The 12,705-nt window shown below is 60.9% G+C and carries 11 protein-coding genes and 1 pseudogene; 2 read left to right on the top strand and 10 right to left on the bottom strand.

Translation table 11 applies throughout. The features are described 5' to 3' along the window. The 3 genes from APH42_RS26775 to APH42_RS26765 form a co-directional block, all read right to left on the bottom strand. Positions 1-253, bottom strand: a 253-nt coding sequence (locus APH42_RS26775; protein ID WP_156352936.1) for an efflux RND transporter permease subunit, incomplete at its 3' end; no start/stop codon positions are given. Further along, positions 250-1,317, bottom strand: coding sequence for an efflux RND transporter periplasmic adaptor subunit (locus APH42_RS26770; RefSeq protein ID WP_060494598.1), 1,068 nt, complete (start codon positions 1,315-1,317; stop codon positions 250-252). The genes APH42_RS26775 and APH42_RS26770, both read right to left, overlap by 4 nt. Continuing rightward, complete coding sequence (locus APH42_RS26765; RefSeq protein ID WP_012274729.1) at positions 1,314-2,402, bottom strand: efflux RND transporter periplasmic adaptor subunit; 1,089 nt, start codon at positions 2,400-2,402, stop codon at positions 1,314-1,316. Before APH42_RS26765 ends, APH42_RS26770 begins: the two co-directional genes overlap by 4 nt. A 304-nt stretch (positions 2,403-2,706) precedes the next feature. On the opposite strand from APH42_RS26765, the gene APH42_RS26760 reads away from it, so the two are divergent. Next, on the top strand, positions 2,707-3,162 hold the full coding sequence (locus APH42_RS26760; RefSeq protein WP_060494597.1) for a transposase: 456 nt from the start codon (positions 2,707-2,709) through the stop codon (positions 3,160-3,162). A gap of 107 nt (positions 3,163-3,269) precedes the next feature. Here the strand turns inward: APH42_RS26760 and APH42_RS26755 are convergent, their stop codons facing one another. From APH42_RS26755 to APH42_RS26725, 7 genes are all read right to left on the bottom strand, one after another. After that, complete coding sequence (locus APH42_RS26755) at positions 3,270-4,163, bottom strand: ABC transporter permease subunit (protein ID WP_012274731.1); 894 nt, start codon at positions 4,161-4,163, stop codon at positions 3,270-3,272. Then, the gene (locus tag APH42_RS26750) at positions 4,160-5,080 is read right to left on the bottom strand and encodes an ABC transporter permease subunit (protein ID WP_012274732.1); all 921 of its coding nucleotides are present in this window, start codon (positions 5,078-5,080) and stop codon (positions 4,160-4,162) included. Before APH42_RS26750 ends, APH42_RS26755 begins: the two co-directional genes overlap by 4 nt. Next, the gene (gene potA / locus APH42_RS26745) at positions 5,077-6,219 is read right to left on the bottom strand and encodes a polyamine ABC transporter ATP-binding protein (RefSeq protein ID WP_012274733.1); all 1,143 of its coding nucleotides are present in this window, start codon (positions 6,217-6,219) and stop codon (positions 5,077-5,079) included. Before potA ends, APH42_RS26750 begins: the two co-directional genes overlap by 4 nt. A gap of 60 nt (positions 6,220-6,279) precedes the next feature. Beyond that, on the bottom strand, positions 6,280-7,374 hold the full coding sequence (locus APH42_RS26740) for a polyamine ABC transporter substrate-binding protein (RefSeq protein ID WP_060494596.1): 1,095 nt from the start codon (positions 7,372-7,374) through the stop codon (positions 6,280-6,282). A gap of 158 nt (positions 7,375-7,532) precedes the next feature. Continuing rightward, positions 7,533-8,630, bottom strand: a complete 1,098-nt coding sequence (locus tag APH42_RS26735; protein ID WP_012274735.1) for a polyamine ABC transporter substrate-binding protein — start codon at positions 8,628-8,630, stop codon at positions 7,533-7,535. A gap of 170 nt (positions 8,631-8,800) precedes the next feature. Further along, complete coding sequence (locus APH42_RS26730; protein ID WP_012274736.1) at positions 8,801-10,162, bottom strand: aspartate aminotransferase family protein; 1,362 nt, start codon at positions 10,160-10,162, stop codon at positions 8,801-8,803. A 48-nt stretch (positions 10,163-10,210) separates the two neighbouring features. Then, the gene (locus tag APH42_RS26725; protein WP_012274737.1) at positions 10,211-11,569 is read right to left on the bottom strand and encodes a glutamine synthetase family protein; all 1,359 of its coding nucleotides are present in this window, start codon (positions 11,567-11,569) and stop codon (positions 10,211-10,213) included. A gap of 574 nt (positions 11,570-12,143) precedes the next feature. Here APH42_RS26725 and APH42_RS26720 point away from each other — a divergent pair. Continuing rightward, positions 12,144-12,705 (top strand): annotated as a pseudogene (locus APH42_RS26720) (glutamine synthetase); the annotation flags it as partial.

The raw sequence follows: 12,705 nt of genomic DNA, 5'->3' as shown, positions 1-12,705 counted from the left end.
TGGTGTAATCGAGCGAATCGAGCTCCTCGAGCTTCTTCTCGATGCGGTCGGTGACCTGGTACAGGGTTTCGTCCTGGGTTGCGCCGGGCCAGCGGGTCTGGATGACCATGGTCTTGATGGTGAACGACGGGTCTTCCTCACGGCCCAGGTTGAAGTAGGAAAAAATCCCCATCAGCAGGCCCACGAACATCAGGTACCAGACGAACGATTGATGCTTGAGTGCCCAGTCGGACAGGTTGAAGCTTCCTTTCATTGCGCATCCTCGTCGAAGGTGACCTTCTGGCCAGGCTTCAGGCTGTTCACACCTGCGGTAACCACGCGCTCGCCGGGCTGTACGCCCGACGTCAGGACGATGCTGTCGGCGGTGCGGTCGATCAGCGCCACGTCACGGGTGGCAACGGTCTTCTGCTGCGTGTCGATCACCCACACCTGGGTCTTGCCATCACGCTCCAGCAACGCGCTCGCGGGGAGCTCGCTACGCGGCGTCACCGCCGAGCTCAAGGTCACGCTGATGGCGGTGCCCAGGTGGAACGCCGCCGGCGTGCTGGCCAGGGTCAGGCGAGCGCGCCGGGTGCGGGTGGTCGCGTCGGCCTGGGGCTCCAGCTCGCGCAGGCTGGCCGTGGTGTTGATGGTCGGGTCGAGTTGCGAGGCCACGGTAAAGGTCAGGCCTTTGTCCAACTGCTCGGCCAGGCCGATCGGCAGGTCGATCACCGCCTCCTTCACGTCCGGCCGGGCCAGGGTCACCACGGCTTGCCCGGCGGTAACGGTTTGCCCGGCTTCGGCCTGCCACGCGGTGATCACGGCGGCGTGGTCGGTGCGCAGGGTGCTGTAGTCGAGCTGGTCACGGGCCTGGCTGAGCGCGGAGCGCGCCTGCTCCAACGCCGCGCTGGTGGTTTTCAGGTTGGTCTGGGCGATGTCCAGCTGCGCCTGGGCGCCCACGCCACGGTCATACAGCTGTTGCTGGCGACGGGCATCGGCCTGGGCGTTGATCCACTGTGCCTGCACCTTGGCCAGGTCGCCTTCGGCGGCACGCAACTGGTTCTGCTGGTCGGTCGGGTCGAGGGTGGCCAGGGTGTCGCCCGGCTTCACCTGGGCACCGACATCCAGCCAGCGCCGGGCAATGCGCCCGGAAACCCGAAAGCCCAGGGTGCTTTCGAAGCGCGCCTGGATACTGCCGGCGAAGCGGCCCAGCTGCGATTGCACCTGGGGTTCGACCTTGACCGACAGCACCGGCCGAATCGGCTCGGGTGCCTCGTCCTCGCTACTGCAGCCCACTAGCAGCACGCCGGCTGACAGCATCAGCAACAGGCGCTTCATAACTCACCCCCTGGGGCCTTGGCATCGACCTTCTGCACCTGCATGCCGGGGTGCAGCAACTGGCCGCCGTTGACCACCACGCTCTCGCCGCCTTTGAGGCCGCTGGCGACCACGATCTTGCCGGTGAGGTAACGGCTGACTTCAACTTTGCGCAGCTCCACCTTGTCGCCCTCGCCCACCACCCACACGGCGGGTTCATGCAAGGCCTTGGTCAACGCCGACCACGGCAGTTCGACGCTGGGCCGGCCCTGAGCGTTGGTGGTAGCAGTGACCGGTGCGCCCAGTTGCATGCCCGGTGGCACGTCTTTCAGGCCAACCTTGACCTGCACCGTGCCGCTTTGCGCCGACACCGTGGGGGTGATTTCGCGCACGAAGCCATGGGCCTGGACCTTGGGGTCGTCCAACAGGCTGACGACCACCCCGGCATCGCTGGGCGGCGCGACCAGCAGCGACTCGTAGACGTTGAACACCGCATCGCGGTCGCCATCGGTAGCCAGGCTGAAGATCGGCATGGTGGCCTGTACCACCTGCCCGACTTCGGCCTGGCGCTGAGTGATTACCCCAGCGGCCTCGGAGACCAGTGCTGTATAGCTGAGTTGTTCGTTGGCGTTGGCCAGCTGCGCCTGGGCGGCCTTGAGGGCGCTCTGGTTGCTGCGCAACGCGGCTTCGGCGGAGTCGTATTCACTCTGGCTGGTGTAGCCCTTGGGCAGCAGTTTCTGCTGGCGCACGAAGGCGGCACTGGTCTGGGTGACCCGCGCTTGCGCGGCGAACACCTCGGCCTTGGCCGAGTCGACGTTGTTCTGCAAGTCTTTTGGGTCCAGCCGCGCCAGCACCTGGTTGGCCTTGACGTGGTCGCCCACGTCCACGCTGCGCGAAATGATCTTGCCGCCTACGCGGAACGAGAGGTCGGTCTGCACCCGCGCCTGCACATCGCCGGTCAGGGTGACCCTGGCAGCGAAATCGGTGGGCTGGACCTGTTGCACACCCACCCGAGGCAGCGTCTCGGGAACCTCTTCCTTGCTACAACCGGTGAGCATGGACAGCAAGCCCAAGCTTGCCAGCAACAGTGGACGCGTCACCCTCATGCAGGCTCCTAGCTTGCGCACAAATGATTTGTGAGATGCGACTGTCAGCGTAGTTCAGGGTTCGGTAAACATCACTGATGGAGATCACTCAGGCATTTTCAGCCTCTGCGCGGGCCCTTTCGCGGGTGAACCCGCTCCCACAGGGTCAGGCGCAGCCTTGAAGACCTGCACCGTACCTGGACTGCCCCCGAAAAGGTCGGTACAGCCACCCACAAGCCCCCTGCCATCTCCAGAAACTATCCAAAGCACTTTCGCGGTTTCACAGCCACTACCTTGGAGAGGTCACTTTTCAAGGAAGAAACCAATGCCTCGGGCTCAATCACACCTGCTCCGCCGTGGTCGCTATTCAGAACTCGGCAGGCTGTACCTGCTTACTACTGTTACCCATCAACGCAAGCCACTGTTCCATGACTTTCATCATGCAAGGCTGGTCATCCACCAACTGCGGCAATCCGATCATGAGCACGCCTGCCGCTCAATGGCCTGGGTACTGATGCCGGACCATCTGCATTGGCTGATCGAGTTGAAAGGCACGACGCTGGGTACGTTGATGCGCAGATTCAAATCCAGATCCAGTCTGGTTTTGCATCAGGCGGGGGTTGAGCATGACCCGGTGTGGCAGCCTGGGTATCAGGACCGAGCATTGAGACGGGAGGGAAGCATGGTTCAGGTCGCCAGAAACATCGTTGCCAACCCCTTGCGTAACGGGCTGGTGAAGAGTGTCAGAGACTATCCACATTGGGATGCGATATGGCTTTGAATCGGTGGGAGAGCCTTCGCGGGTAAACCCGCACCCATAGGTACTGCGCAGGTCTTGAAGACTGCACATGCCCCTGTGGGAGCGGGTTTACCCGCGAAAGGGCCGGGTCAGGCCGAAGCCGCAACCTGAGCCGGGCGCTTGACCTGTGGCTGCGAGGCGTTGGCCGCAGCACCCTCTTCGATCGCCTGCTGAATCGCCTTGCGACGACGCTCTTCGCTCCGGCGGCTGAAGTACCAGACAAAGAAGGTCACCAGCGACACCGACAGCAGAATCAGACTGGCCACGGCGTTGATCTCTGGCTTCACGCCCAAGCGCACCGCCGAGAACACTTCCATCGGCAAGGTGGTCGAGCCTGGGCCGGATACGAAGCTGGCCAACACCAGGTCATCCAGCGACAGGGCGAACGACATCATGCCGCCCGCCGCCAGCGATGGCGCGATCATCGGGATGGTGATCAGGAAGAACACCTTCCACGGCTTGGCACCCAGGTCCATCGCCGCTTCCTCGATCGACAGGTCCAGCTCACGCAGGCGTGCCGACACCACTACCGCCACATACGCCGCACAGAACGTGGTGTGGGCAATCCAGATGGTGACGATACCGCGCTCCTGCGGCCAGCCGATCATCTGCGCCATGGCCACGAACAGCAGCAACAGAGACAGACCGGTGATCACTTCAGGCATTACCAGCGGCGCGGTAACCAGGCCACCGAACAGCGTGCGGCCCTTGAAGCGGGTGACCCGGGTCAGCACGAAAGCTGCCAGGGTACCCAGCGCCACCGCCGCCACCGCCGTGTAGCAGGCGATTTCGAGCGAGCGCATCACCGAACCCATCAGCTGGGTGTTGTCGAGCAGGCCGACGTACCATTTGATCGACCAGCCGCCCCACACCGTCACCAGCTTGGAGGCGTTGAACGAGTAGATCACCAGGATCAGCATCGGCAGGTAGATGAACAGCAAGCCGAGCACCAGCATCAGCTTGGAGAAACTGAAGCGTTTCATGCGCGGCCCTCCATTTCTTTGGCCTGGCTGCGGTTGAACAGCAGGATCGGCACGATCAGGATCGCCAGCATCACCACCGCCAATGCAGACGCCACCGGCCAGTCACGGTTGTTGAAGAACTCCTGCCACAGCACTTTACCGATCATCAGGGTTTCCGGGCCGCCGAGCAGTTCAGGGATCACGAACTCGCCCACCACCGGGATGAACACCAGCATGCAGCCGGCGATGATGCCGTTCTTCGACAGCGGCACGGTGATTTTCCAGAAGCTGTTGAAGGTGCTCGACCCCAGGTCAGAAGCAGCCTCCAGCAACGAAGGGTCATGCTTAACCAGGTTGGCAAACAGCGGCAGGATCATGAACGGCAGGTACGAATAGACCACGCCGATGTACACCGCCAGGTTGGTGTTGAGGATCTGCAGTGGCTGGTCGATCAGCCCGGTCCACATCAGGAAACCGTTGAGCAAGCCGTTGTTGCTGAGGATGCCCATCCAGGCATAGACGCGGATCAGGATCGCGGTCCAGGTCGGCATCATGATCAGCAGCAGCAGGACCGTCTGGGTCTCCTTCTTGGCGTTGGCAATGGCGTAGGCCATCGGGAAGCCGATCAGCAGGCACAGAATGGTGCTGAAGAAGGCCATCTTCAACGACCCCAGGTAGGCCGAGATATACAGCTCATCCTCGGTCAACAGCCCATAGTTGGCCAGGTTGAGCACCAACTGAATCTTGTCTTCGACGTAGGTGTAGATCTCGGTATACGGCGGGATCGCCACGTCGGCTTCGGCAAAACTGATCTTCAGGACAATGAAGAACGGCAGCATGAAGAACAGGAACAGCCAGATGAACGGCACGCCGATCACCAGGTGCCGCCCCTCCGGGACCAGGCGCTGGAAGGCTCGCTTGAGCTTGCGCAGTTTCATGACCGCAGTACCACGCCGCTGTCGTCTTCCCACCATACGTACACTTCATCGCCCCAGGTCGGACGAGTGCCCTGGCGTTCGGCGTTGGCGACGAACGACTGGACAACCTTGCCGCTCGGCAGCTCGACGTAGAACACCGAGTGGCCGCCCAGGTAGGCGATGTCGTGGACCTTGCCGCGCGACCAGTTGTGCTCGCAGGTCGGCTGCTGGGTGGTGACCAGCATCTTTTCCGGGCGCAAGGCGTAGGTGATGTGCTTGTCTTCCACCGAGGTGGTGATGCCGTGGCCCACGTAGATCTTGCGCTCCAGCTCCGGGCTGGCAATGATCGCGTGGCCTTCGGCGTCGTCGACCACTTCACCTTCGAACAGGTTGACGTTACCGATGAATTCGCACACCAGGCGGCTGGTAGGCGTCTCGTAGATGTCCACCGGCGAGCCGATCTGGGCGATCCAGCCCAGGTGCATGATGGCGATGCGCTGGGCCATGGTCATGGCCTCTTCCTGGTCGTGGGTCACCATCACGCAGGTCACGCCTACGCGCTCGATGATCTCCACCAGTTCCAGCTGCATCTGCGAACGCAGTTTCTTGTCCAGCGCACCCATTGGCTCGTCGAGCAGCAGCAGCTTGGGGCGCTTGGCCAGCGAGCGGGCCAACGCCACACGTTGACGCTGGCCACCCGACAACTGGTGCGGCTTGCGCTTGGCGTACTGGGTCATGTGCACCAGCTTGAGCATCTCGGCCACACGGGCATCGATCTCGGCCTTGGGCATCTTGTCCTGCTGCAGGCCGAAGGCGATGTTCTGCGCCACGGTCATATGCGGGAACAGCGCGTAGGACTGGAACATCATGTTGATCGGCCGCTCGTAGGGCGGCATATCGGTGATGTCGACGCCATCGAGGAAAATCCGCCCTTCGGTTGGGCGCTCGAAGCCGGCCAGCATGCGCAGCAAGGTGGACTTGCCGGATCCGGAGCCACCCAGCAGGGCGAAGATCTCACCCTTGCGGATTTCCAGGGACACATCCTCTACGGCGATGGTTTCGTCGAACTTCTTCGTGACCCGGTCGATTTTGACCAGCACCTGCTTGGGTTGCTGGCCACCCTCGAGGGCTTTCTTATAGGCACCGGAGGCAACTGCCATGAGTGAAACTCCCAACAAGATTTGTGTGCCCGCCCCTGCTTGGACGGCGGGCCTGGATTGTTACTTGCCCGACTTGACCTTGGTCCAGCTACGGGTCATCAAACGTTGCACCTTGGGCGGCAACTCTGAATTCACGAACATCTTGTCCAGCACATCCTGCGGTGGGTAAACCGCAGCGTCGGTCCTCACGGCCTGGTCCATCAGGTCGCCAGCCTTGGGGTTCGGGTTGGCGTAACCGACGTAATCGCTGACCTGGGCGATAACCTCAGGTTTCAGCAAATAGTTGATGAAGGCATGCGCCTCTTTGACGTTCTTGGCGTCCTTGGGGATCGCCAGCACGTCGAACCAGAGGTTGCCGCCTTCCTTGGGAATGGCGTAGGCCAGGTTCACGCCCTTCTTCGCTTCTTCAGCGCGGGCCTTGGCCTGGAACACATCACCCGAGAACCCTGCCGCGACGCAAATGTCGCCGTTGGCCAGGTCGGTGATGTACTTGGACGAGTGGAAGTAGGTCACGTACGGGCGCACCGCCAGCAGCTTCTGCTCGGCCTTGGCGTAATCCTTGGGGTCGGTGCTGTTGGGGTCGAGGCCCATGTAGTTGAGCACCGCCGGGAGCATTTCGTCCGCCGAGTCGAGGAAGGCCACACCGCACTTGGAGAGCTTCTTCATGTTCTCGGGCTCGAACAAGACGGCCCAGGAGTCGATGGTGTCCACGCCCAGCGCGGCCTTCACCTTGTCGACGTTGTAACCGATGCCGTTGGTGCCCCACAGGTAAGGCACGGCGTACTGGTTGCCTGGGTCGTTCTTTTCCAGGCGCTTCATCAACGCCGGGTCGAGGTTGGCATAATTGGGCAGCAGGTTCTTGTCGAGCTTCTGGAACGCGCCCGCCTTGATCTGCTTGCCGAGGAAATGGTTGGACGGCACCACTACGTCATAGCCGGTGTTACCGGCCAGCAGTTTGCCTTCCAGGGTTTCGTTGGAGTCGAACACGTCCTGCACGGGCTTGATGCCCGTGGCTTTCTCGAAGTCCGCGAGTGTGGTCGGGCCGATGTAGTCGGACCAGTTATAGAGATGCACCGTTGGCGCCGCTTGGACGCTGCATGCCAGCGTCAGGCCCGCGCCGGCCATCAAGGCCTTGCGGAATACAGAAATAGACAAGTGGGTGGTCCTCACAATCAGTGCCTGGGTAGCGACAGTGCTGCCGCACACGCAAAACCGGCGCGCAACTTACCTTCGCAGCTTCGATGCCGCAATCATCAATTGCCTTTCACTGGCTCTGAGCCGGAAATCCCCGGCCCAGAGGTGCCGCATCGGGCTTACTTGCCCGACTTGATCTTGGTCCAGCTGCGGGTGATCACACGCTGGGCAGAAGCTTCAGGCGCAGCGATTGCGTACAGCTGCTTCTTCACTTCGGCAGGCGGGTAGATGCTCGGGTCGCTGGTAATGTCCTTGTCCACGAACTGGGTAGCCGCAGCATTGCCGTTCGGGAAGCGCACGGCGTTGGTGATTTCAGCCATGACTTCTGGCTGCATCAGGAAGTCCATGAACTGGTAGGCAGCGTCTTTATGCTCGGCATCTTTCGGGATGGCGACCATGTCGTAGAAAGTACCGGCACCTTCTTTCGGAATGATGTAGTCCACTTTGATCTTGTCGCCGGCTTCGTGGGCACGGGCCTTGGCCTGCTCGACGTCACCCGAATAACCGACGGCCACGCAGATGTTGCCGTTGGCCAGGTCGCCAATGTACTTGGACGAGTGGAAGTAGGTGATCGAAGGACGGACCTTGAGGAACAGGTCCTCGGCGGCCTTCAGGTCTTCTTTCTTGGTGCTGTTGCTCGGCAGGCCCAGGTAGTGCAGTGCGGCCGGCAGCATTTCGGTCGGGGCATCCAGGAAGCTTACGCCGCAGCTCTTGAGCTTGGCGATGTTCTCAGGCTTGAACACGGCGTCCCACGAGTCGATGTGGTCGACACCCAGCGCGGCCTTGACCTTCTCCGGGTTGTAGCCGATGCCGATGGAGCCCCACATGTACGGGAAGGCGTGCTTGTTGTCCTTGTCGCTGGCATCGCCAACGGCCTTGAGCAGGTCGGGGTCGAGGTTTTTCCAGTTCGGCAGTTTCGAACGGTCCAGTTCCTCGTACACACCCGCCTTGATCTGCTTGGCCAGGAAGTTGTTCGAGGGCACGACGATGTCATAGCCCGACTTACCTGCCAGCAGCTTGGCTTCCAGGGTTTCGTTGCTGTCGAAGACGTCGTACTTGACCTTGATACCGGTCTGCTTTTCGAACTTGGCGATGGTGTCCGGCGCGATGTAGTCCGACCAGTTGTAGACGTTCAACACCTTGTCGTCAGCCTGTGCAGCAGTAGCCATGGCACCCATCAGGGCTGCGGCCAGCAACGTCTTGCCCATTTTATTCATGCGTCATGCTCCAGAATTTTTTATTTAGCCATCTGTTCAGCAGCCAGGACCTACGGTGCAGAGCGCGCGGCGACTGAAACAGTCGCTAGTCTGGCAAGTTACAAGGCCCTGTATCAAGGAAAGCAGGACCCTGTAACGACTTAATGTCACATCGCTAGCCTAGCAGGTGCTCAGTTGATCGCCTCAAGGGTCAAATCGAGGCATTTGCGCGCCTTTTCCACCAGCTCGTCGATCTCCGCGTGGCTGATGACCAGCGGCGGCGCGATGATCATGGTGTCACCCACCGCACGCATGATCAGGCCGTTGTCGAAGCAGAAGGTGCGGCAGATCATGCCCACGCCCTTGCCTTCGTAACGGCTGCGGGTGGCCTTGTCCTTCACCAGCTCGATCGCACCGAGCATGCCCAGGCCGCGTACTTCACCCACCAGCGGGTGGTCCTGCAGTTCACGCAAACGCTTTTGCAAATACGGTGCCGCTTCTGTGCGCGCCTTCTCGACAATTTTCTCGTCGCGCAGGATGCGCAGGTTTTCCAGGCCCACCGCGGCCGCCACCGGGTGGCCGGAGTAAGTGAAGCCGTGGTTGAAATCGCCGCCTTCGCTGATCACCTTGGCCACGGTGTCACGCACGATCACACCGCCCATGGGGATGTAACCGGAGGTCAGGCCCTTGGCGATGGTCATCAGGTCGGGTTTGAGGTCGTAGTAGTCTGAGCCGAACCACTCGCCGGTACGGCCAAAACCGCAAATCACTTCGTCGGCGACGAACAGGATGTCGTACTTGGCGAGAATCTCCTTCACCTTCGGCCAGTAGGTTTCCGGCGGGATGATCACGCCGCCTGCGCCCTGGATAGGCTCGGCGATGAAGGCGGCGACGTTGTCTTCGCCCACTTCGAGAATTTTCTTTTCCAGCTGCTCGGCTGCCCACACACCGAACGCATCCGGGGTCATGTCGCCGCCTTCACCAAACCAGTACGGCTGCGGGATGTGCACGATGCCGGGAATCGGCAGGCCACCCTGCTCGTGCATGCCGCTCATGCCACCCAGGCAGGCACCGGCGAAGGTGGAACCGTGGTAGCCATTGATACGGCCGATGATGGTCTGCTTGTGCGGCTTGCCCTTCAGCGCCCAGTAGTGGCGCACCATGCGCAGCACGGTGTCGTTGCCTTCGGAGCCGGAGCCGGTGAAGAACACATGGGTCATGCCTTGCGGCGCCACATCGGTGATCGCCTTGGCCAGCTCAAGCGCCGGCGGGTGAGCGGTCTGGAAGAACAGGTTGTAGTACGGCAGCTCGCGCATCTGCTTCTCGGCCGCCTGTACCAGTTCCTCGCGGCCATAACCGACCGCCACGCACCACAGGCCGGCCATGCCGTCGAGAATCTTGTGGCCCTCGCTGTCCCACAAATGCACACCCTGGGCCTTGGTGATGATGCGCGGCCCCTTCTCCTTCAGTTGCTTGTAGTCACTGAAGGGGGCGAGGTGATGCTCCCCACTGAGGGTTTGCCATTCACGGGTTTGCGGGTTGTTGACGCTCATGTGCTTCTCCGTAATTCGACCGCCGCGCTCCTGCGGCACCAGGGTTGATCAGACAGCGAACAGCAGGAACTCACGCTCCCACGAACTGATGACGCGTTTGAAGTTTTCGTGCTCGGCGCGCTTGGTGGCGACATATCCGGTAATGAATTTTTTGCCCAGGTATTGCACCAGCGCACGGCTGTTTTCCATGCGTTCCAAGGCATCTTCGATGGTCAGTGGCAGGCGCAGGTTGCGGCGCTCATAACCACGGCCCTGTACCGGCGCGCTGGCCTCGATGCCTTCGACCATACCGATGTAGCCACACAGCAAGCTGGCGGCGATGGCCAGGTAAGGGTTGGCGTCGGCGCCCGGCAGGCGGTTCTCGACCCGGCGGCTTTGCGGGCCGGCATCCGGTACGCGCAAGCCGACCGTGCGGTTTTCTTCGCCCCACTCCACGTTCACCGGCGCCGAGGTGTCGGGCAGGAAGCGGCGGAACGAGTTGACGTTGGGCGCGAACAGCGGCAGCGCCTCGGGGATGAACTTCTGCAGGCCACCAATGTGGTTGAGGAATAGCGCGCTCATGCTGCCGTCTTCATTGCTGAAGATGTTCTTGCCGGTAGCCACATCGACCACGCTCTGGTGCAGGTGCATGGCACTGCCCGGCTCGCCGGTCATCGGCTTGGCCATGAAGGTGGCGGCCACGTTGTGCTTGAGCGCCGCCTCGCGCATGGTGCGCTTGAACACCAGAATCTGGTCGGCCAGGTGCAGGGCGTCGCCGTGACGGAAGTTGATTTCCATCTGCGCCGTGCCGTCTTCGTGGATCAGCGTGTCGAGGTCCAGCTGCTGCAGTTCGCACCAGTCGTAGACGTCTTCGAACAGCGGGTCGAATTCGTTGGCGGCTTCGATGGAGAACGACTGACGGCCGGTCTCTGGGCGGCCGGAGCGGCCTACCGGGGGCTGCAGCGGGAAGTCCGGGTCTTCGCTGCGCTTGGTCAGGTAGAACTCCATCTCGGGCGCGACGATCGGCTGCCAGCCCTTGTCGGCGTACAGCTGCAGGACTTTCTTCAGCACGTTGCGCGGCGACAGTTCGACCGGGTTGCCCTTTTTGTCGTAGGTGTCGTGGATGACCTGGGCGGTCGGCTCGATGGCCCACGGTACAAGGAACACGGCGTTTTCGTCGGGGCGGCAGATCATGTCGATGTCGGCCGGGTCGAGCAGTTCGTAATAGATGTCGTCGTCGACGTAGTCGCCGGTCACCGTCTGCAGCAACACGCTCTCGGGCAGGCGCATGCCTTTTTCGGCGATGAATTTGTTGGTGGGCGAAATCTTGCCGCGCGTGATGCCGGTCAGGTCACTGATCATGCATTCGACTTCGGTGATCTTGTGCTCTTTCAACCAATCGGTGAGCTGGTCGAGGTTGTTACTCATAAATACCTCAGGAGGTAAGGTGGTCCACGTCTTGATTCTGGATGGAGTAGATTGCTAAAGCAAAAACCCACGCGCAGAGCCACAGTGGATACACTGAAATCAGCTGTGTCCGTAATGAGTTCGAAAGGCAGGAAGACGAAACGAAGGGCGGCAAGCCGCTACGAGGGCGGGCCTGGGAGCACCAAACGTCAATTATTGCGGCCAGGGCGACCACGCCATTGACGATGCTTGCAAAAACGACGGATGTACCTGATGACACCGCGCAGGCAGTGCTTTCAGGTCGCGGCAAGCGGACCATGTGACCCTCGTATTATTGTGTTCTGGGTTGAGACCGAGCTTAGCCTTGTTCATTTTTTTACACAACACCTCCGTAAAAAATAAAACACGGTGCACCGGAGATAGCCCTTTACGCGGTAAATAGCGGATAATGCTTTGCCCCGATATGCAGCAAATCTGCCGTAGATGTGCCATTTCAGGGCATCATGGGGTTGGCTTGACATCAGTATGGCTTTTCGATTGACTGGTCCTGCAAGCCCCCCTTGATTGATATTTTTAACAACAAAGGTGTTGCATCATGTCGGTACCCCCGCGTGCCGTTCAGCTTAACGAAGCGAACGCGTTCCTTAAGGAACATCCTGAGGTTCTCTACGTTGACCTTCTGATTGCAGATATGAATGGTGTGGTGCGTGGCAAGCGCATTGAGCGCACCAGCCTCCACAAGGTTTACGAGAAAGGCATCAACCTGCCGGCCTCCCTCTTCGCCCTGGACATCAACGGTTCCACCGTCGAAAGTACCGGGCTGGGCCTGGACATCGGCGATGCTGACCGCATCTGCTATCCAATCCCCGACACGCTCTGTAACGAGCCGTGGCAAAAACGCCCCACCGCCCAGCTGCTGATGACCATGCACGAACTGGAAGGCGAGCCATTCTTCGCCGACCCACGCGAAGTGCTGCGTCAGGTGGTGAGCAAGTTCGATGAATTGGGCCTGACTATCTGCGCCGCATTCGAACTGGAGTTCTACCTGATCGACCAGGAGAACGTGAACGGCCGCCCGCAGCCACCACGCTCGCCAATTTCGGGTAAGCGCCCGCAGTCGACCCAGGTGTACCTGATCGACGACCTCGACGAATATG

It is taken from the genome of Pseudomonas sp. NBRC 111140 (assembly GCF_001320885.1).
In the GTDB taxonomy this organism is placed as follows: Bacteria; Pseudomonadota; Gammaproteobacteria; order Pseudomonadales; family Pseudomonadaceae; genus Aquipseudomonas; species Aquipseudomonas putida_P.
This window is presented reverse-complemented; position numbering and strand designations above follow the sequence as displayed.